Below are 21,700 nucleotides of genomic sequence, written 5' to 3'. Positions count from 1 at the left end.
AATAGATTCCCCATCAAGACGGTTCATTTTCAAAAACCGTCAGGAAAATACCCTGAATGATATCAGGCCGCGATCTGTTAAATAAAGTTGCTTACAAAATCATTCGCTGTTCTTTCTCTTCATTCTCTGTGAGGGAACTGTATTTCAGATTGGAATGTGAATTAAGATTCGTGTTTCATAATTAAAGTGTTGTTTGTGATGAATATTGGGTCACTCAGTGAAGCATTTCGCTTTCGGGAGCGCCCAGGTAAGAGGATTTTAAGCCTCCGGTGTTGATCAGTATCTTTTCAAGGACAATGCCGGGTTCCAGCACTCTGAAACGTAACGTGTGTTTTCCAGCCTGCTGAACCGAATGTTTTGTAGCGGATTTAATAATATGTTCAGACTGCCATCTTCCCAATTCTCCTTTGTAATGGCCATTGAAGTTGACAATTTGCGGAGTCTCGTTGTCAAAAGAAATTTCGTAGCGGAGTCCTTTATTATGATTAAAATTTAAAGTCGGTGCTAATAGTAACTGGACTTCAAACTCGCCTTTTGATTCAAAATTGATATCATATTCCAGCCAGATATTTTCATCAGCTTTTGGATAGGCATTCTGTGGAAAGGTTGTCACTCCCGACTTTGTTTTTCCAAAATCAGGAATCACTTCCCAATGGATCCGGTCAAAATTGCTCATTCTTGCAAAATTTTCTGCTTCAATGGAAACATAGCCGTTTTTCTCCTGAAATATCTTTTCTTTGCGAACCTCAGCATCAGAAATGTAGGTCACTTCAGGCATTATATTTTCTTTTCCGTCTGCCCAGCTTTTATAACCTATCCTCATCTGATCCATCATATGCTTCCATTTTCCGCCGGCAATCACATTGTTGTACTGGTTATCCAGATAAGCATTTCTTTCAAAACACTCTTTTACCTTATCAGCGTAATCATTTGCTTTTAAGTCATATTGAGCTGCGAGTTCCCTGTTTTTTGCTACCGCATAGTACATTTCATACAAATTACTGCATGCATCAATCGGGTACAGAACCAGCTGATAATAAGCATCCTGATATTCGGCAGGAATCTGTTCTTTTAACCGTAAGGCTTCTACAGCCAATGCTCTGTAATCATTTAAAACCGTTTCAAATTCATGGTAATTCTGAAGGCTGTACGTTTTGCTGTCAAGGGTTTCAGGGGTTACTCTTCTGTTGTATTTGGTATACAGATTAATCATCCCGGCAATTTTTTTCGCGTGTTTTGCACCAAACTGCTGAGCAGCCCATTTCTCAGTATATTCCAAAAGATTTTTAGTATTAAACTGCTTCGGATTCCAGGCCATTTCCAGAAAAAAACTGATCGGAAACTCCATCGGTTTTAAATCTCCTACATTCACGACCCAAAGCTTATCTACTTTGTGTTCATAGGAAAGGTTCATCTGTTCCCAGACTCTCTGGATGGGGCTTATGTTGATCCATTTTGAGTTTCTCGGGCCGCCGACATAATCGAAGTGGTAATAGATGCCATAGCCTCCTTTATGCAAAGGTTTTGAAAGATCCGGAAGCTTTCTTACATTTCCCCAGTTATCATCACAGAACAGCAGGATCACATCATCCGGAACCCTCATTCCCTTATCATAATAGTCCTGAACTTCTTTATACAATGCCCAGACCTGCGGTGTTTTCTCAGCCTTTTTCCCGGTAACATCAGCAATGATTTTACGCTGATCTTTTACAATTTTCTCAAGCAGGGAAATATTAGTTCCCTCTCCCATCGCTTCGTCACCATCACCCCTCATCCCTACTGTAACAAGCTTTTCCCAGTTTTTGCTTCTTTCGAGTCCGGATTTCCAGAACTTTTGTAAAACGTCCGCATTTTTAGCGTAGTCCCAGACATTCGGGAGGTTATTTTTTTTAATATATCTGTGCCAGTCGGTTTGTGCCAAAGCCATAGGCTCATGGTGGGAAGTTCCCATGACAATACCCATTTCATTGGCTAACGGTCCGCTCAGAGGGTCATCATCATAGAATGCTTTCCCCCACATTGCCGGCCAGATATAGTTTCCCTTAAGGCGCAGGATCAGCTCAAAAACTTTCTCATAAAACTTACTGTTTACTCCGCCAAATGTTGCTCTGGCCCAACCTCCCAACGAAGGCTCTTCGTCGTTAAGAAAAATACCGCGATACTCTACAGCAGGCTCACCATCAGTATATATTCCTTTTTTAAAGTATACATTTTCTTTTTTCTCAACCGGAACATCTGCCCAATAATACCATGGTGAAACACCTATCTGCTGAGACATTTCATAAATTCCGTAAATCGTTCCCCTTTTATCACTTCCTGCAATCACAATGGCTTCAGAAACGCCCTGAAAAGGATTACTGACATTCTGAATGATATATTTTTCTCTTTTCCCTGTTAATATTTTTCCATCCAGCTTTTTTTGTCTGATCAAAGCATCAATGGTTTTGCTTTTACCTGCTTCACCAATAATGATGACCATTCCGTTCATACCGGAATTTTGGGAAATAAGCTCAGGCTGAACACCGGTTACTTTTTGAAAATCAGATTGAAGGTTCGCAACGGCACGCAGAATTCCTTTGTCTGAATCGCTATCTGAAAGCAGCATCAAACCTGAATTGGGCTCTTTCAACACCATCGAATTTTCAGTCCTGGCAAAAGAAATAAATGGTTCGGTTGCTTTTACAAAAAATATAAACAACAACGTAAGAAACAGCGAAATGTTTTTTGTAAAATTCATACTATATCTTTTTGATTTTAATTTTTAAATAAGTTCAGATCCACAAATTCTCCCATTCTTCTGTAGCCGGATTCATTGGGATGAAGAAAATCATGATCGTGCATATCGTTTAAGATGACCTCCGAATTTTCACTTTGCATTTGTTTTGCAAAATCGATGACGGCATCAAACTTCCCGCTGTTCCTGATCCAGTCATTTACTTTTTTCCAGGCCTCGATACGGAAAGGTTTGTCGTAGAATGACTTTCCGAAAGGAAGAATCGTTGCTCCGTACACTTTGATTCCGTTAGCATGTGCCTTATCGATCATCACCTGGTAAGCGGCAATCAGTTCTTCTGTTCTTTTGGAAGCGTCATCAGGATCTCTAGTTCCTCCCAGATCATTCACTCCTTCCAAAATAATAAGCCATTTTACGCCCTGCTGATTGAGAATGTTATAATCAAAACGGTCTAATGCTGTAGGACCCAAACCGCCACGCACTACACAATTCCCACCAATTCCGAAATTAAGAACACTTACATTCCCGGTAGAAGGATTCGCCAGTAACCGCTGAGAAAAAATATCCGGCCAGCGATTCTGCCTGTTGGTTCCCGATCCTCTTCCGTCGGTAATGGAATTTCCCATAATAGCCACCACATGTGAGGGTTCACTGGTTTTTACATCGATGTTAAAAAGCGAATACCAGTGATCTGTCTTTATTGGATTTTTAAATACAGCAGCATTGGTCTGCTCACCTTTTACAATAAAAGAGGTTGTTCTTGACCCCGGATGTCCGGTGACAGATTGGGTTACTTTTCCATAGGAAATGGTAATAGCCAGCAACGAATTAGGCTTCAGGTTAAAGTTCACTTCATCAGAATAGATATCAGATCCGGGGGCAATTTTAAAATTGTTTTTCTTCTCAAACGTTAATGATTTGATGGTGGCTGCATTCACATTGCTGCTATCAGATGGCACGGCAATAGAAACGGCTTTTACCGCCAGGCTGTCCATGGAATATTTGTTGGAAAAACGTAACCGCAATTTTTTTCCACCCACAGATACACGGACAATCTGACGCAGGGTATTCCCCGAAAGCCCCGGTTCCGGCGGAAGGTTTTTAGGTTCCACCAATTGGGGAGCCGTTGCCCAGGTGGTAAGCCACTGGTCTTTGGAAGACTGCTTTTCCAGACTCTGTGAGGAAGAGCAGGAAACCAAAAATCCCGAAATGATAAAGATGTATAAGTTTTTGAAGCGCATTTTTTCTGTTTTTCGTTTTATCAATCTTTAATTTCTTAGTACAAATCCTCCGTTCGGCTGAATTTCAATCGTAAAGTCGCCTTTTGCATTTACTTTCACTCCCTTTTCTGATGTATTTCCTTTTGCATCATCATTGATAAGTTTCAAGTTTTTCCCTGCAAACATCGGAAGCTTTATTTTCAGTTTTTGGGATTGCTTCTCAGCATTTACGCCAGCCACATACCATTGATCCGCATGTCTTCTCGCAACCACGGCATATTTCCCGGGATAGCCGTCTATGAAGATGGTTTCATCCCAAAGTGTCGGAACTTCTTTCATAAAGCTGAGCTGAAATTCCGGAGCATCGGTCAGGTTATTCGGCATGATGCCAAACATCTGAACGGGATTCTGAAACAGTACTGCTGTAGCCAGCTGAAAACCGTCCGTAGTATGTCTTTTATTTTTATCCCTGTTGGATTTCGTTAAATATTTGTTGAGGAAAGTGCCGCCAAACTCCATGCTTCCCACTGTATTTCTGATGAAAGGATGAAGTGTGGCAAAAAAAGCTTCCTGTTTACGGACATCTTCTGAGAAATAGAGCATTTCTGAAGCAAGAACGGCCTCACTTCCTGCATAATTCGGGTACATTACTTCCCAGCCTCTCGGTAAAGTAGCTCCATGGAAAATAATGGTTAGTCCAAAATCATTGGCATCTGACAGAATATCTTCGTAAAGACGCATGGTTTCCTGTTTGTCTCCTCCGAAGAAATCTACTTTCAGCCCTTTTACACCTGCTTCTTTCAGCCATTTCATTTCCTTTTTCCGTTCAACGGATGAGCTCATTTTATTTCTAGGTCCCATCGGTGCATCATTCGCAGCACCGTTAGAATTGTACCAGAGCAATACCCCGACATTTTTCGATTTTGCATATTGAATAAGCTCTTTCATGCGATCTTTACCTATGTTTTTATCCCAAAGCGCATCCATAAGAATAAACTGATAATTCAGTGCAGCAGCAAGGTCTATGAATTTCACCTGATCATCATAATTCATACTGTTATCTTGCCAAAGAATCCAGCTCCAGGTAGATTTTCCGAACTGATACTCCTGTGAAGGCTCATACATCGGATCTACCACATCAAAAGGAATGGTAGTTTCTACGATGGGTTTCAGGGAGCTGCCTAACGTGATTGTTCTCCACGGCGTCTTTCCGGGAAGAGAAACAGCTGCTCCGGTACTTCCGAAACCGTTATTTTCAGCAATGTTCGGATATGCTACTTTATAAAGATTTTTTTCTGCTGTGGTTTCAAGATGTGAAGCACAATACGAACTGTTCACGCCTGTCTCGGAAAGCAATACCCAGCCTTCATTTCCGATATGGAAAAGACCAGGGAAAACGTATCCGTAATCGGATGGCATTCCCAGCTCAGCATCTGCTTTATAGCCGCTTTCATAACTTGGCGCTGTGCGGGCAAATCCTGTCATCGGCTTCATCATAGGTGAAAGAAAAGTAGTGGTCTGTGACGGGAATCTGTATCCTGTAGTTTCTGACTGTACCACAACACTCAACCGTTCTTTCATTGGTGGAATATTGTAGCGGAAAGCAATATTGTTATCGCTTACCTGAAATTCAATGCCAATCTGATGCTGGTCTGCATTGATGAAATTAACCGATAAAGCATTGGCCTTATAATCAATCTCAGATTTTTTGATTTTTTCGTTCGTATATTTCTTAGAAACGAAATCTTTTTTGCTGTCCAAAAATTTCAGATTCTTTGAAAAATCGGACTCATTGGTTACCAAACCCAGCGGAGATTTTTCAAGCATTATTTTTCCCTGAAGGATAACATTATACGATGCTTTTCCCTCTTCTGAAAAAACCTGAAGCTTCAGATGCCCATCAGGGCTTGAAATTTCTGCTACCTGTGCAAAGCTTTTGCTGATCAGGAACAGGCTGAATACGATATATAAAACTTTTTTTCTCATAATTAATTATTTTCAAGAAAGGTCCAGTAATCGAAATACATAATATCTGTTGGGGCTTTTCCATTGAATACAAAGTACAGATCATGAATGCCGGTAATTTTTTCAGTCAACTGAACTTTTACTGTTTCCCAGCGGTCATCTCCACCCGTCAGCGGAACCTTTACCGTTGCAGCAACCGGGCCGTTCACAGCATCCAGATGAACGGTCATTGTAACGTCACTGTTATGAGTAGTTCCTACTCTTGCAGAGAAGGCAGCAGCTCCTTTTTTCCGGAAATCTACATTCTTTACACTGCTATAAGCCCCATTTTTCTTTGCTTTGATGAAAACACCAGCCTCTTTATTCTGATAGGATTTTACATTTTCCGACCAAGCAATCATTTCAGCCTGATTGAATGAATAAGGATTAACTGTCGCGATAGCTTTTGTAATTCCGTTGGTCATTTTAAATGGTGAGATGGAACCGTCTTTATTGAATGTAAGCTCTTCCAGACTTACCGATCTTGTAAAACCGCTTCCGCCTGGCAATACCCCATTGTGATAAAAGAAATACGTTTTCCCCCGGAAATCAATAACACCGGGATGATTGGTGAATGACTTCCCTTCAGTAGGCATTACAATTCCTCCATATTGCCAGGGTCCGTGTGCTGTTTTACCTGTAGAATATCCTATGAATTCTGGAAGCGGGCCACCCGGCCAGAAAAGATAATACAGGTTTTTCCTTTTGTACAGCCACGGGCCTTCCTCGTATTTTGTGGGTCTTTCCGGGTTAGGTTTTCCGTCCCTTTTTCCAAATGATTCTTCGGTCATCGGAACTTCTGTAATATTTCCGGAATAGGAGATCATATCTTCATTCAGCTTTACGTATTTTAATTTAGGATTTCCCCAATACATATGAGCCTGTCCGTCATCATCCACAAAAACGGTGGGGTCAATATCTCCCCATTCGCTCTGAACAAGAGGTTTTCCCAGCGGATCATGAAAAGGCCCAAACGGGCTGTCGCCAACGGCAACCCCTATAGCGCCTTTGTTATTGGTTTTGGACCACATCGGAACGTATAAAAAAAACTTTCCGTTTCTTTCTGCACATTGTGCGGCCCAGGCATCGCGTTTCGCCCAGTCGAAATCTTTATACGAGAGAATTGTCCCGTGGTCTGTCCAGTTCACCATATCGTTGGTGGAATATACTTTCCAGTCGTTCATGGTAAACCAGGTGGAATCGTCTTCATCGTGTGTGGTGTACACATACAGCCTGTCATTGTAAACCATCGGTGCAGGATCTGCAGTATAATTGGTCTGAATAATAGGGTTCTGCGCTGATAAACTTTCGGAAAAACCTATCAGACAAAGCCCCAGTATATATTGTATTGTATTTTTCATAGTCATTTTTATTTTTTCTGAAAGCTCCAGTAATCGAAATTAAACAGCTTTCTCCCTGCCGTAATATTTTTTCCCTGGAACACAAAATAGACATCGTGAACACCGGAAACAGATTCTGAAATTTTTGAGGTCAGGGTTTTGAACTCTTCCCAGCCACCGGTTCTCGGAATTTCAATCTCGGCTATTTTTGGCCCTTTAACATTATCCAGATGAACTTCCAGAATTCCGCCATCAATTCCTGCGGCAACGGAAGCTGAAAATCCTGAAGTTCCCTTTTCAAAATCTACCGAACGGACCCTGATATACCCTCCTGCTCTGGCATCGGAGACATACACTCCGGTTTTTCTGTTTTCGGAAGTGCTGCATTTTTCCGACCATGCCATAGTTTCGGCTTCGGTTCTCTGATATGGATTTAAGGTTCCAGCCGGAGCTACACCTTCTTTGGTCATGGTGATCTTCGGAATAGTCCCGTCAGCATTATATGTGAATTCTTCTAAAGCAGTTGAGCGTCCATAGCTTCCTCCGGCCGGCAATAATCCGGTATGGTAAAACAGATAGGATTTTCCTTTGAAATCAATAATTCCACCGTGATTGGTAAAGCTGTTGGTCGGCTGGTCGGTCATTATTTTCCCCTGATATTTCCACGGCCCGGTTGGCGATGGGCTGGTTGAATAGGATAAACATTCTGTTCTTCCGGTCATTCCGGCATACATCATATAATATTGATTGTTTCGCTTGTAAAGCCATGGTCCTTCTACATATACATCATCAAATTTTTCCTGCTTTTGCAGAACTTCATCACTTTTCCCGGGACGTCTCAGCCCGCCGAAAGCTTCCACCGATTGCGGAATTTCTGTGATTTTCCCCTGGTAGGAAGTCATATCTTTATTGAGCTTCACATAAAATAATTTACTGTTTCCCCAATACAGATAAGCCTGTCCGTCATCATCTGTAAAAACCGTAGGATCAATATTATCCCAGGTTCCGGTTGAAATCAGAGGTTTTCCCAAAGCATCTCTGAACGGCCCGGTGGGACTGTCAGACACCGCAACCCCAATAGCCATATTGTTGTCAACGGTCTGGGCACAGATATACCAGTAGAATTTTCCGTTTCTTTCAATACACTGTGCTGCCCAGGCCCTGTCCCGTGCCCAGCTGAAGGACTCTAAAGAAATAGGCGAACCATGGTCTGTATAATTGACCATATCTTCTGTGGAATACACCCTCCATTTGGTCATTGTATAAAAATCAAATCCCGGCTGATCATCCCCTGTATAAACATACATTTTCCCTTTATAGACCATGGGAGCCGGATCTGGCGTAAAATGGGTCTGAATAATTGGATTTTGGCCAAAACAAACCTGGAAAAACCCTAATGCTATTATTAAACTTAAATTTTTCATATTCAATATTTTAAGTTTATTTAAAATGAATATCTGTTTTTTGCCCTGAATAACTTACCGTTTTCTGTCGGCCATCAGGAAGAATCAGGTTGAAACTCCTTGTCTCAATCATCCCTTTGTATTTACCTTTCCGGTCACCTATCGTGAGTGTTTTTGATTTTTCGTTCCAGTGAAAAGGTATTTCTGTATAGGCACCTTTTTCATAATTATAATTATCAAATTCATCTTCGTATACAATGAAATCGGTATCGCTTCCCGGATAAACTTTTATGGTAAGATGATCCCATTTTTTTTCAGTGGCATATTGTACATCAGGCCCCAACGGAATGATGCTTCCTGCTTTTGCATACAAAGGAATAGTCTGAAGATTAACAGATTTCTGAATTTCTTTTCCTCCACTGTATTTTTCATTGGTCCAGAAATCAAACCAATCTGTTCCTTCCGGAAGGTAAACTTTCACGCTTTTATTTTGAGTAAAATCTATATTGGAAACCGAATTATCCTTATTGCCGTCGATTTTATTCCAGCCTTCATTTTCATCGGTTTTAACTGTCTTTTCAGGAGTATACTGGGCATTGAGAACCAGCGCCACCAGCAATGATTTTCCAAAAAGATATTCGTTATTTATATCCCATGTTTTTCTGTCTGAAGGAAAATCCATGGAAAGGGCTCTCATAAAGCTTGACCCGTTTTTTGAAACATCATGGGAAACAGAATAGATATAAGGTAACATACTGTAACGCAGTCTGATGAATTTTTCTATTGCATCATACACAATGTCTCCTTTATTTCCAAACTGATAAATTTCCCTCGCAACATCGGTTCCATGAGAGCGCATCATTGGCGTAAAGGTTCCATACTGCAGCCATCGGACATACAGTTCCTGGAACATTGGATTTTTTGAACCTCCATTTCTTTTGTAAGTACCAGCAAAGAAACCACCGATGTCAGAGTTGAAATTCGGATTTCCTGTAAGACTGAAATTCAATCCTGCCGGTACCTGTTTGCGCAATGTTTCCCAGGAAGAATTGACATCTCCGGACCAGGTGTTGGCGGCATATCGCTGCTGGCCTGCAAAAGCTGATCTTGTTAAAATAAAAACCCTTTTATCACCAGTGGTTTCACGCTGATGATCGTAAACACCGCCTACTGTCATCAGCGGATATGCGTTTCTTACTTTTCTGAATGAGCCAAGGTAGGTTTTAGTGTCCAGGTCTTCTGATTTCTGGCTGAGATGATCGGGTTCTGTTGAGTCCATCCACCAGGAATCTACTCCCAGGCTGAAAATACCTTTGTTCAGATATTTCCAATAAATATTTCTGGCTTCAGGATTGTACGCATCATAAACACGGACACCGGAAGGATAATTCATATCCGGAGGCCAGACATCACGGCCTGATTCAGGCCATGTACTGATATTGAAAAGCATTCCCTTTGAATCCATTTCACGGTATTGCCTGGTCATTGGCCCGAATGACGACCAGATGGAAACTGAAAGATGGGCATTCATATCATGGATCTCCTGTACCATTTTTTTAGCATCCGGAAAGTCGGGACTGATGAAGTCCATGGCGTTCCACTGATAATTATTTCCCCAGTATTGCCAGTCCTGTATAATTCCGTCTAAAGGAACTTTCAGATCACGGTATTTTTTAACCACCTCTGTTAGTTCATCCTGGCTTTTGTAACGTTCTTTGCTTTGCCAGTAGCCATATGTCCATAAAGGAAGCATCGGTACATTTCCCGTAAGGTCACGCATTCCGGCAATTACTCCATCTGCATTTTTACCGTAGATAAAATAATAATCAATACCATCTCCCACTTCTGATGAAAAGGATGTTTTCTGAGGCGTATCCGTAAATTGTGTCGGCGAATAGTTGTCCCAAAAGACGCCATATCCTTTTACAGACTGGAAAAAAGGCACAAAATCCCATGTGTTATTCTGAATCATTTTTACATCGGTATTCCGCTGGGACATTTTTCCATTTTGCAGAATTCCCAGACCGTAAACTGGTTCATCTTTTTCAAGCTGAAAATCCTGTCTTACGGAATAAGTTTGCGTTCCAGCATCGTTAAATGGTTTGAAATCATTTGCGGTTTCTTTCAAAAGCTCTTTTCCGGATAGCAATGTATAGGTGATCACTCCATTTTTAGTATTAATGGAAAGCAGAAGGTCATTTGTTTTTAATGAAATAATATTATTTTTTTCTGAAACTGAGAATTTGATTTTCTGCTCCTGTTTAATGACCGACAAACTATTTTTGACAAATGATTTTCCGGCGGGATATTTAATAATCCTGATCTTATTTTCTCCATAAAATTTCACTTCAACATTCATATGATCAGCGAAAAACTTCAATCCTGAATCTGTTTTCTGATAAGACTGCGCACTGACATTTACCATTCCGGAAAACATGATGACTGTAATAATGGAAGTTTTGATGTTCATCTTTGTAAAGCTCATTTCATTTTAAATTTGAATTATTATATCATTACCTTAAAACATTGAAGCTGTTGCAACTTTTATATTCATTATTTTTAACCACAAATCGAAGATTCGACGAAGTCAAAAGGCACAAAAGTTTTAAACACTTAAGTTTTTTCAAAGCCCAAGCTTTATGCGTAAATAAGTACACCTAAGTTTTTGTGAAAATCTTTGATTTTCATCTCATGTGAACTTTTCTGCGGTACCATTTTTAAACTTACTTAAGTGAACTCAAGTGGCTTAAATAAAAGCTTTTGTGACTTTTGTGGTTTTATAAGTCTAAGTCACTTTACTATTTAAAAAGTACCTGGGCAAACTGATGCAGACTATTTCTCCAAACCGGCCATGTATGACCTCCCGGATAATCTGTGTACGTATATTTAATTCCGGTTTTATCCAGTTCTTTCAACATTTTCTGACCGTTTTCATAAGCAATATCATCTTTTCCACCCATTGAAATCCAGAAATTTCTGATACTGGATGAAAAAGCAGATTTATTTTCATTTAAAAATTTGTACTGTTTATCGGCAACATCCTGAAGCATCGGTAACATATATCCTGAGCTGAAAACTCCCAAACCGGAAAACATATCAGAGTTCTGAATTCCGGCATACAGCGTATAAATTCCACCCATGGAAAGTCCTGCCAACGCACGGTTTTCTTTACCTTTTTTTATCCTGTAATTAGATTCGGCAAACGGAATGATGGATTCTTTCAGTTCTTTTTCAAACATCTGAAGATTGCGTTCTCCAAAGTTCCGGATTCCGCCCTGCCCGATATTCGCATCCGGCATAATGATGATCATTTTTTTTGCTTTTCCTTCTGCAATCAGATTATCCAGAATCAGATTGGTTTTGCCCTGGTTCGCCCAACCGCTTTCATCTTCACCTCCGCCATGTAAAATATACAGTGCAGGATAAGATTCAGCAGGATTCTGGTCGTAACCCGGTGGCGTGTAAATAAAAATTCTTCTCCAGGAATTGGTAACTTTGGAATAGAAGTTTTTAATACGGATATCTCCATGAGGGACGTCTTTTAATGCATAGAAATCATCTCCTTCGAAAGGAATATCTATTCCACTGGCATACCTTCCCATTCCGTAGAATGTTTCGCTGGACGGGTCAGCAACCGCAACACCATCAATCAGAAGGGAATAATAATAATGGAAGCTTCCGCTTTGCGGATCAGTTGTACCTGTCCAGAAGCCATCAGCATCTTTTTTCAGGTCATATTTTTTCCCTAAATCGATCTGAACTTTCTGTGCTTCCGGTGCCTTCACTTTGAACATCACTCTTCCGTCCGGAAGGATCTGAGGATACCGGGCATTTCTGATATTGGTTGCTGCAGGAGTTCCCAAAACGGTAAATCCTTCAAACTTAGTTTTGTCAACAGGCTTAAACAACAGCTGTGAAAAGATGTATAAATCATTTTTCCAAACCTTAAAATCGTGACCGCCTGGTTCTATATAAAAGATATGAGGGATTTTATTTTTTCTCAGATAATCGCTGGTTCTTTTGCTGAAAGGCATCAGCCCGTCTGCATCACCGCAGGAAATAAAAATCAGCTTCAGCTTTAACGCATCCTGTGGATTGGGTAAAAGCTTATTGGGCTCTTTTGTATTGGGTGCAGAAGAAAATGCGCCCAGCCAGGCAAACTTATCAATGTTTCCGAAAGCAAAATTCTGTGTCTGTCCGCCTCCCATTGACAACCCTGCCAAAGCACGGTTTTCACGGTCTTTTTTAACCGGATATTTTTTCTCTACAAACGGAATCAGGTCATTCAGCAGATCTTTTTCAAAAGTTGCGAAGGCCTCAACTTTATCCTGAGCCATTATATTTCCCGTTGCTCTGTCATCCTTCATCGCACGGCCGTTGGGAAGTACAACAATCATCGGCTGCAGTTTTCCCTGTGCATACAGATTGTCCAGAATAATATTGGGTTTTCCCTGATTAAACCACTCTTTTTCATCCCCGCCGATGCCGTGAAGAAGATAAAGAACAGGATATTTTTCACCTTTTTTGAATCCCGGTGGTGTGTAAATCAAAGCTTTTCTTGTTGTTCCAACAGTTTTTGACGGATATTGAATCGTGTCAATTTTCCCGTGGGAAACAGCAGCGTTTTCCACATCGAAACCCTGCGGCGCCTGTTGATCAAGAGTTTGTGCGGAAACAAATATTCCCGACAAAACAAGTCCTAAAGCCCATACAACTGATTTATTCATGATTTTTATTTGTATTTTTTACACTTATTATTTCAGATAAAAAAATAATAGCAACGCTGTTTTAAAGTTTTATAATTGATTATTTTTAACCGCAAAAGGCACAAAAGTTTTAAACACTTTAATCTTTTCAGAGCCAAACTTCATGTGTAATAAGTACACCTAAGTTTTGTGAAAATCTTTGATTTTCATCTTATGTGAACTTTTTTACACAATCATTTTAAACTTACTTAAGTGAACTCAAGTGTTTTAAAATGAAAGCTTTTGTGCCTTTTGTGGTTATGTTAAGTTCAAACAACCTAACATTAATTCTATCTATTTACAGCAGGCTTTTATCTGCTTCTGATTCTTATTTTCCAGCTTCACTGACTCTGAAAAAGTCCACATCTACAAATCCTCCGGTATTTTTAGTGGCATAATTAAAAACTGCGAATTTCGAACCCATAAAAAATCTACGGTAATCAAAGATCATTTTGTAGTCTTTTGCCATTTCCGTCCAGTTCTTCTGATCAGTACTGTAATAAAAGTCTGCAAGATCTTTCCCGAGGTTAAAATCAGCATCAATACGGAGAAAAATCTTATCAGAATTAAGAGGAATCCGTTTTTTTTCTTCTTTTTTAACTCTAGTAATGGCTTTTGTTTTATTGTCCAGGCTCACTTCGTTGGTTGAAAAAACAATGAATTTTTCTTCACCTTCCTTCACTACTGACAAGATCCTGGAATCTCCGTTGAAAGCACTGAAACCTGCAACGTCTCCATCTTTCATTCCTTTAAGACCCATTGCCACAACTGCTGACGAAGTTGGGCCTTCCATTCTCTGGGTCAAAGTATTGGGTGCAGCGTACAGATTGTCTACCACTCTGCTGGTCTTCAGTCTCAGAAAGCCTTTTCTTTCAGATAAAGACCACGCTTCATTCACCGGATTATGATTCCATTGCCACTGGATTTTCATTGTTTTATCAGAGAATTCATCGCTTTCCACCAAATGATTTTTGGGTTTGAATGGTGGAAGCGGAACTTCTCCTTTCAAAGGAACTTTTCCGTTATCTCCCAGTACCGGCCAGTCATTTTCCCATTGAACAGGCAGCAGCAGCGGAACGCGTCCTACTCCATTTCTGTCCTGGAAAATAAGGGAATACCAGTTTCCGTTTTTATCATCTATCAAAGCGCCCTGTCCTGCATAGGAAAATCCTAAAAAATTATCTTCCAGAACTACTTTTTTCTCGTAAGGACCTGTCACTTTATCTGCCCTGTAGACTACCTGACGGCGTTTTCCGTTTCTTGGCCAGGATATCATCATCATATAATATTTTCCGTTTCTTTTGATGATCTGATTTCCTTCCAGAAGTCCGGTCTCCGAGGCATCTTTCTGAAATACCTCAGTGCCATCCGGATTTCCGATCACTTCTTTAAAATCAGGACTCAGTTCAAAAACCTTGTTGGAAGTGAAAACATATATTTTGTCATCATCATCGAAAAACAGTGAAGCATCATGAAAATGCCGTGTTCTGGTAATGAGTTTCCATTTTCCTTTTTCGGGATCATCAGTCACATAGAAATAAGATTTGAAAGGTTCATCATTCGGAGAGAATAAAACGTAATATTTCCCTTTATGATAGCGGATTGAGGAAGCCCATTGGCCTCTGCCGTAAACGGTTCCGTTCAATAAATCATATTTCGGGTTGTCATTCAGAGTATCGAAAACATATCCTGACATTTCCCAATGTACCAGATCCCTGGAATGCATCACCGGAGCTCCCGGCATCAGATGCATAGTGGTACTGATCAGGTAAAAATCGTTTCCGTTTCTGGTAATGGATAAATCCGGTGCATCTGCCCATATGATTGGGTTTGTAAATGTCGTACTCTGTTTTCCGGAAGGATTTACCTGGGCTGAAAGAAGATTCAGCCCGATAAATCCCAATAAAGAAACTATATAAGATTTTTTGATTTTCAAAATGTACTGTGATGTTTGGTTTTATTCTTTTTCAATTTTAGAAGGAAACACTTCGACGAGCTCAGTGTGACATTGCTAATACTAACTTAATTCGGTATAATATCATTGGAAGAGGTGCTGTAAAGCCCGATAAGGCTTCCTGTAAAGCCTCCCGCTACATCAGTGGAAAGTATATCTCCTGAAACGGGTCCGCCAAGATTTTTGAAGTTTTTGCCGTCCAAAGAATAATTGAAGCTATGTTGATCTTTATCAGCAACAACCTGCAATTTAACCGGTTTGGATAATGAAATTTTCTCGCTGGCAATCAGCTTTGACTGTCCTTTTTCCGTTCTTTCCAATACGATGTAGAAATCTTTATCTTTTTTGGTAATTCCGAAAACATAATTGAATGTTTCACTTTGATAACAGGTAATTCCTGCCAGCTCTTTTCCTGATTTAGGCTTAAAATCCAAGGTTACAGAGGTTTCAAAATCTTCGTGCTGTAATCTGTGGAATAATGCCGAAACCGGGGCCAATGCTTTGATATTGGTTGCAAAAGGGTTTACTTTTACACCGTTTTTTGTAACCGTAATAAAGCTTTCACGCGGTCCGCGCATCGCAATCCATCGGAAATCAAGATTTTTATCGGTTAATTTATCGTTATAGGTAAAGTTTCCGTTCGGGAAAAATCCGCTTTGCCCGGTTTGGTTCTGAACGCCTTGTGGCATTTTCAATTTTGGTTTCATCGGAACCAGGCCATTTTGGAAAACTGGATACGTTCCGCTCCAGTCTACAGGAAGAATGAACGTTTCACGGCCTTTGTTAACCCGGTTGCTGACATTCGGACGAATTGCTAAAAATACACCATACCATTGTCCGTCCGGACCTTCCACCAAATCTGCGTGACCTGCCCAATCCACTTTTTCTTTTCGGTCTCTCGGAAAATATCTTTGTGTAAGAATTGGATTATTTTTAGCGGGAACAAACGGTCCTTTCGGAGAATCTGCCATAAAAATCACTTCGCTATGGTTGCCTCCGGTTCCGCCTTCTGCACACATCAGGTAATATTTTCCGTTCTTTTTGTAAATATGGGGACCTTCAATCCAGATGGGTTTTTGGGAAAGATCCACGCCTCCGTTTACAATAATCTTATCCGAGCCCGCAACTACCTGGTCTTTTTCGAGGTCATAGTCCCAAATCTTAATAACACGGTGGCCGTTGTACTGCTCAGTACCTTTCGGCGGAGCATCATTGTGAACGATATATGCTTTTCCGTCATCATCAAAGAAAACAGAGGGATCAATACCTTCAAAATTCAGTTTCTGAACTTCGCTCCATCCTTTTGACGGATCTTTGGTTTTTACGACCATATTTCCGATACCACCTGCAAACTGGGTAGTAATCATATAAAAAGTATCGTTATGCTTATTGTATTTGATATCCGGTGCATAAATTCCATGCGAAACGCCCGAATTTTCAACTTTAAGCTGTGAAGGCCTGTCCAAAACGTGTCCCACCTGTTTCCAGTTTACCAGATCTTTAGACGTAAAAATCGGAACGCCCGGAAACATTGAGAAAGAAGAGTTTACCAGGTAATAATCGTCGCCTTTTTTGGTAATGCTTGGATCGGGATAACAGCCCTGTAAAATCGGAGAATAAAATTCGTCCGGTTTAAGAGGATTGTCATTATATATTTTATCGTTTCCACGGTAATTAAAGTCTGAGAATGTCTGGGCAGAAATCGAAGTCACCGAGAGCAAAGCAGCTGCTGCAAGGATATTCGTTTTATTTCTGAAGAAAGCTAAATTCATTATATTCTGTTTCATTGTTATTCTTTTTTTATAGTTTTTAAAATGTATATTTTTGAATAGGTGTTGTTCTTTTTAACGCTAAGTCCGCAAATTTTTCAACTACATCCTTAATAAGTTTCGCAAGGGCGTTACACTCAGCAATGCGTATCATATTTTATTATTATAATCAATTACAGATCATTATTTATATAGTTTTTATAAGGTTTTCTTGCGGTTGATTATTTTAATCAATCCCCAGGCTGTAACATAGGATATTCCGGCTATGAAAAATATAATGTTGTAGCCCCCGTTGATGTTTCCTGATTTTTTAAAAGCGTCGAGAACAATTCCGATAAAAAGCGGAAAAATAATTCCTGCCGCTGAGCCCAGCATTCCGCCAAAACCAATGACAGAACTGACATAGTTATTAGGCAACTGATCTCCGACCGTAGTCATAAGATTGGCTCCCCATCCTTGATGCGCAGCTGTTGCCAAGGCAATGATGATCGTGATCATCCACATATTATCTACATATTTTGAGAACATGACCGGAACCACCATTAATGCAAATAATAACATTGTAATACTTCTGGCCCTTCCGATGGCCCAGCCTTTTTTGATCAGAAATGATGAGAGATAACCTCCGCCAATACTTCCGATGGTAGTTCCGCTGTAAATAATAATCAATGGAAGGGATGGTTTTGTTAAATCCATCTTGAATACATCCGAGAAATACGCCGGAAGCCAGAACATGAAGAAATACCAGATAGGATCGGTTAACATTTTACCGATGGCAAATGACCATGTTACTTTATATTTCAGTAATTCCGATAAAGGAATTCTGGTTTTCTCATCTATTTTTTCAGCCTGATCACTTTTTATGTACTGCAATTCTTCCTTGCTGATATTTTTGGCTTTTTCCGGTACGGTATAAAATTTCCACCAAAGAATAATCCAGACCATGCCCAAAGCACCAATCCATACAAAGGTCTGTCTCCAGCCGTAATGCCCAAGAATGAACGGAACCAATAGCGGCGCCAAAATCGCTCCCACCGTCGCTCCCGAGTTAAAAATTCCCGTTGCCAGTGCTCTTTCTTTTTTGGGAAACCATTCGGCCACAGATTTGATGGCAGCAGGAAAATTTCCTGCTTCACTGATGCCTAAGGTACTTCTCGCAATGATAAACCCAATGGTACTTTTTACAAAACCATGTCCTATAGAGGCCAAACTCCATACAATAAGGGAAACCGCATACCCGATTTTGGTTCCTACCTTATCTATAAACCTTCCCATCGCCATATAACCGATGGCATATGTCGTGGTAAAGGCCATGACGATATAGCTGTAATCTTTTTCATCCCAGCTGAATTCTTTTTCCAGCACAGGTTTCAGCAAACCCATTACCTGACGGTCAAGGTAATTGATCGTAGTGGCGAGAAAGACAAGAGACAGCATCCACCATCTTATATTACGGTTTTGAGGAGCCTGCATTGAGTTATTGATTAAGTTGTTGTAATAATTTTTTTGTTTTCACTGTCAGTTCTTCTTCATTAAAATCTTTTCCAATTAGGGAACTTCCCAACCCTGCCGCTATGGCGCCTCCATTGAGCCATTCTCTGATATCTTCAGTTTCAGCATGAATTCCTCCGGTTGGCATAAAATTCATTCCCGGAAAAACAGGTTGCACCGATTTGATGTAGTTCTTCCCTAAAGCATCTGCCGGGAATATTTTAACGAGTGTCAATCCATTCTGATAGGCAATATTGATATCGGAAGGGGTAAAGCAGCCCGGAATCAAAAGGATATTTTTTTCGAGAGCATGTTTCACCAGTGCTTCATTGATAACAGGTGTAATGATAAAGTCTGCTTTTACGTTAGCATAATCATCCATTTCCTGTATGTTTTTTACCGTTCCGATTCCTAACAACAGACCAGGAAATTCTGTATGGGAAATTTCTTTCAGCTTAGTGAAATTTTCCAATGCCTGATGGCCCCGGTTGGTGTATTCTATCACACGGATTCCTGCTTCGTATAAAGCTTTTACAATATTTTTTGAGACTTCAAACGATTCGTTATAAAACAACGGAACGATTTTCTGATCCTTTATTTTTAGTACTATTTCACTCATAATGTTTCGATATTAATGCTTTCATCAATGGTATCTCCTTTTACGAAAAGTTTTTTAAAAGCAACTTTTGTCGCATCCTCAAGGATCTGCTGATCGGGATTTCCTTTTAAAATTCCATGAATCAAGGCCGCCATGAAAGAATCACCGCTTCCTACCCTTTCTTCAATGGTATCTGAGTTATATTTTTCCGAAATCAAAAGCTCATCAGTAAATAAGGTGGCAAAATAATTGACCCGGTTTCCGTTTGTAAAGCGGAAGGTATTCGCAACTTTTTCCACCTCCGGGAATTGTCTTCTGATTTCCAATGCTGTTTTTTCGGCCTGTTTCAGAAGATTTTCATCATCAAACTTTCCATTAAGCTCATATTCAACAGGAATATTCAGGAACTTCTCCACAGACCAGATATTTCCCATGAGAACATTCACAAAAGGCATTAGTTCCTTAATTTTGTGAGGGTTCTGATTTTGCCAAAGCAACGCTCTGTAATTCAGGTCGAGAGAAACCGTAATGTTTCTTGTTCTGGCTTCTTTCATGATTTGCAGACATTTGCGGAATGCATTGTCACTCAGAGCAGGTGTAATAGTACTGATGTGCAGCCATTTTACTCCTGAAAATATGTCATCATCACTGAAAGTTTCAAAATCCGACTGGGTAAAAACAGACGGAAAGCGGTCGTACACTACTGAAGCGTTCTGCATATCTCCATCAGAAGAAAGATAAAATGTTCCTATTCTCCCTTGAGTTTTTTCTGCAAGGACTTCTATTCCTTTATTGTTAAGCTGGGATTCCAGCTGGTTTCCTACGAAATTTTCCGGTAAAGCTGAAAGCAATTTCACAGGATTCTTCCACTGGGAAAGTGCTGCTGCGACATTATATTCAGCGCCGCCCACATACATCTTCAGAGACTGCTCATTGAGCCAGTTTCCTTCGGAATCCGGGGCAAAGTGGAGGAGCAGTTCCCCGAAACATAGTATTTTCGCCGAGTCCTGCATGGTATTAGATTTCAAAATAATTTTTGGTATTATGATAACAGATATCCTGAATGATCTTTCCTACCCATTTTTCATCATCGGGAAGAAGACCTCTTTCCATTTCACTTCCAAACAGATTGCACAAAAGTCTTCTGAAATAATCGTGTCTTGAAAATGACAGCAGGCTTCGGGAATCGGTAAGCATTCCTACAAAAGTGCTGATCAGACCGATATTGGAAAGTGTATTCATCTGTTTGGTCATCCCGTCGAGCTGATCGAGAAACCACCAGGCTGCTCCAAACTGTACTTTGGATTTTATGCCTCCTTCGTTGAAATTTCCGGCAAGGGCTGCCAGAACTTCATTACATGCCGGATTCAGATTGTATATAATGGTTTTGGCCAGTTTTCCTTCTGAATTCAATGCATCAAGCAAAACACTCAACCGCTGTGCATAATAGGGTTCTCCAATGGCATCGTATCCTGCATTAGCACCCATTTTCCTGAACATTTCTGAATTGTTGTTTCGGGTTGCCCCTACATGAAACTGCTGTACCCATCCTTTTTCTGCATACATTTTGCAAAGCTCTTTCAGCATATAACCGCATAAGGCATCCGGGTCGGAAAATGTCGGAATATTCCCTTTCAGAAATTCTGAAAACTCTTTTTCAAGGTTTTGATTCCACTTTGTGGTATCCGGGAAATATTCAAAGCCGTGATCCGCTACTTTTGCTCCTGTTTCCACAAAATAATTGATTCTGGAGTGAAGTGCATTCAACAGATCAGAAGCTGACACGATGGAAAACCCGCAGACTTTTTCAAGCTTTTTAATTCCTAAAAGATACTGTTCGGAATTAATCATATTAATATAAGCATCAGGGCGGAAAGCCGGAAGAACAGCTGTGTTAAATCCACTGTTTTTTAAAGCTTTATGATGAACCAGATCATCTGCAGGATCATCCGTAGTACACAACGCTTCTACTTTAAAATTCTGAATGATGGATTGTGGTAAAAAGCCGTCTGTCTGCAGACTTTCATTCATCTGATGATATACCGTATCTGCATTATTGGGTGATAAATATTCGTTGATACCAAAAGGATTTTTGAGTTCCAGATGGGTCCAGTGAAACAGCGGATTGCGAAGGGTATAAGGCACCACTTCTGCCCATTTCATGAATTTTTCGTGATCAGAAGCATTTCCGGAAATAAATTGTTCATCAATGCCAAAATTTCTCATGGCTCTCCATTTATAATGATCACCATCCAGCCAGATAGCATTTGGAGAACGGAAGTTCTGATTAGCAGAAATAACATCCGGTTCCAGATGATTGTGATAATCGATCACCGGCATGTCTTTGGCATATCCAAAATACAGATTCTCTGCCTTTGCTGATTCAAGCAAAAACAATTCTCCGAAAACGTTTTTATTTTTAATGGAATTACTCATTATTTA

Annotated in this window: 13 protein-coding genes; all 13 read right to left on the bottom strand. The window is 40.2% G+C overall.

Annotated features, from left to right (window positions below):
- Window positions 1–214 precede the first annotated feature (214 nt).
- Window positions 215–2,737, bottom strand: a complete 2,523-nt coding sequence (locus V0410_RS01760; protein WP_330746068.1) for a glycosyl hydrolase 115 family protein — start codon at window positions 2,735–2,737, stop codon at window positions 215–217.
- Window positions 2,738–2,754: 17 nt separating this feature from the next.
- A complete protein-coding gene (locus V0410_RS01755) occupies window positions 2,755–3,975 on the bottom strand; it encodes an SGNH/GDSL hydrolase family protein (RefSeq protein ID WP_330746067.1) in 1,221 nt (406 codons plus the stop codon).
- A gap of 27 nt (window positions 3,976–4,002) precedes the next feature.
- Window positions 4,003–5,940, bottom strand: coding sequence for a glycoside hydrolase family 97 protein (locus V0410_RS01750; RefSeq protein ID WP_330746066.1), 1,938 nt, complete (start codon window positions 5,938–5,940; stop codon window positions 4,003–4,005).
- 2 nt (window positions 5,941–5,942) lie between these two features.
- Entirely contained in the window at window positions 5,943–7,319 is a 1,377-nt protein-coding gene (locus tag V0410_RS01745; protein WP_330746065.1) for a glycoside hydrolase family 43 protein, read from the bottom strand.
- An 8-nt stretch (window positions 7,320–7,327) separates the two neighbouring features.
- A complete protein-coding gene (locus V0410_RS01740; protein WP_330746064.1) occupies window positions 7,328–8,722 on the bottom strand; it encodes a glycoside hydrolase family 43 protein in 1,395 nt (464 codons plus the stop codon).
- A 16-nt stretch (window positions 8,723–8,738) separates the two neighbouring features.
- Complete coding sequence (locus V0410_RS01735) at window positions 8,739–11,186, bottom strand: glycoside hydrolase family 31 protein (RefSeq protein WP_330746063.1); 2,448 nt, start codon at window positions 11,184–11,186, stop codon at window positions 8,739–8,741.
- 313 nt (window positions 11,187–11,499) lie between these two features.
- A complete protein-coding gene (locus V0410_RS01730; protein ID WP_330746062.1) occupies window positions 11,500–13,428 on the bottom strand; it encodes an alpha/beta hydrolase-fold protein in 1,929 nt (642 codons plus the stop codon).
- Window positions 13,429–13,774: 346 nt separating this feature from the next.
- On the bottom strand, window positions 13,775–15,382 hold the full coding sequence (locus V0410_RS01725) for a glycoside hydrolase family 43 protein (protein ID WP_330746061.1): 1,608 nt from the start codon (window positions 15,380–15,382) through the stop codon (window positions 13,775–13,777).
- 86 nt (window positions 15,383–15,468) lie between these two features.
- A complete protein-coding gene (locus V0410_RS01720; RefSeq protein ID WP_330746060.1) occupies window positions 15,469–17,187 on the bottom strand; it encodes a glycoside hydrolase family 43 protein in 1,719 nt (572 codons plus the stop codon).
- A 180-nt stretch (window positions 17,188–17,367) separates the two neighbouring features.
- Window positions 17,368–18,642 (bottom strand): MFS transporter, encoded by a 1,275-nt coding sequence (locus V0410_RS01715; RefSeq protein ID WP_330746059.1) that lies wholly within the window; start codon window positions 18,640–18,642, stop codon window positions 17,368–17,370.
- A 4-nt stretch (window positions 18,643–18,646) separates the two neighbouring features.
- Window positions 18,647–19,279 (bottom strand): bifunctional 4-hydroxy-2-oxoglutarate aldolase/2-dehydro-3-deoxy-phosphogluconate aldolase, encoded by a 633-nt coding sequence (locus V0410_RS01710; protein ID WP_330746058.1) that lies wholly within the window; start codon window positions 19,277–19,279, stop codon window positions 18,647–18,649.
- Window positions 19,276–20,271, bottom strand: a complete 996-nt coding sequence (locus V0410_RS01705) for a sugar kinase (protein WP_330746057.1) — start codon at window positions 20,269–20,271, stop codon at window positions 19,276–19,278. Before V0410_RS01705 ends, V0410_RS01710 begins: the two co-directional genes overlap by 4 nt.
- A 4-nt stretch (window positions 20,272–20,275) precedes the next feature.
- Window positions 20,276–21,694 carry a glucuronate isomerase gene (gene uxaC, locus V0410_RS01700; RefSeq protein WP_330746056.1) on the bottom strand — a complete coding sequence of 473 codons (1,419 nt, stop codon included), beginning with the start codon at window positions 21,692–21,694 and terminating at the stop codon, window positions 20,276–20,278.
- Between the last annotated feature and the right edge of the window lie 6 nt (window positions 21,695–21,700).

Source organism: Chryseobacterium sp. CP-77 (assembly GCF_036362765.1).
GTDB classification, from domain to species: domain Bacteria; phylum Bacteroidota; class Bacteroidia; order Flavobacteriales; family Weeksellaceae; genus Chryseobacterium; species Chryseobacterium cupriresistens.
The sequence above is the reverse complement of the archived record's forward strand: the minus strand, read 5'-3'. Positions and strand labels throughout refer to the sequence as shown.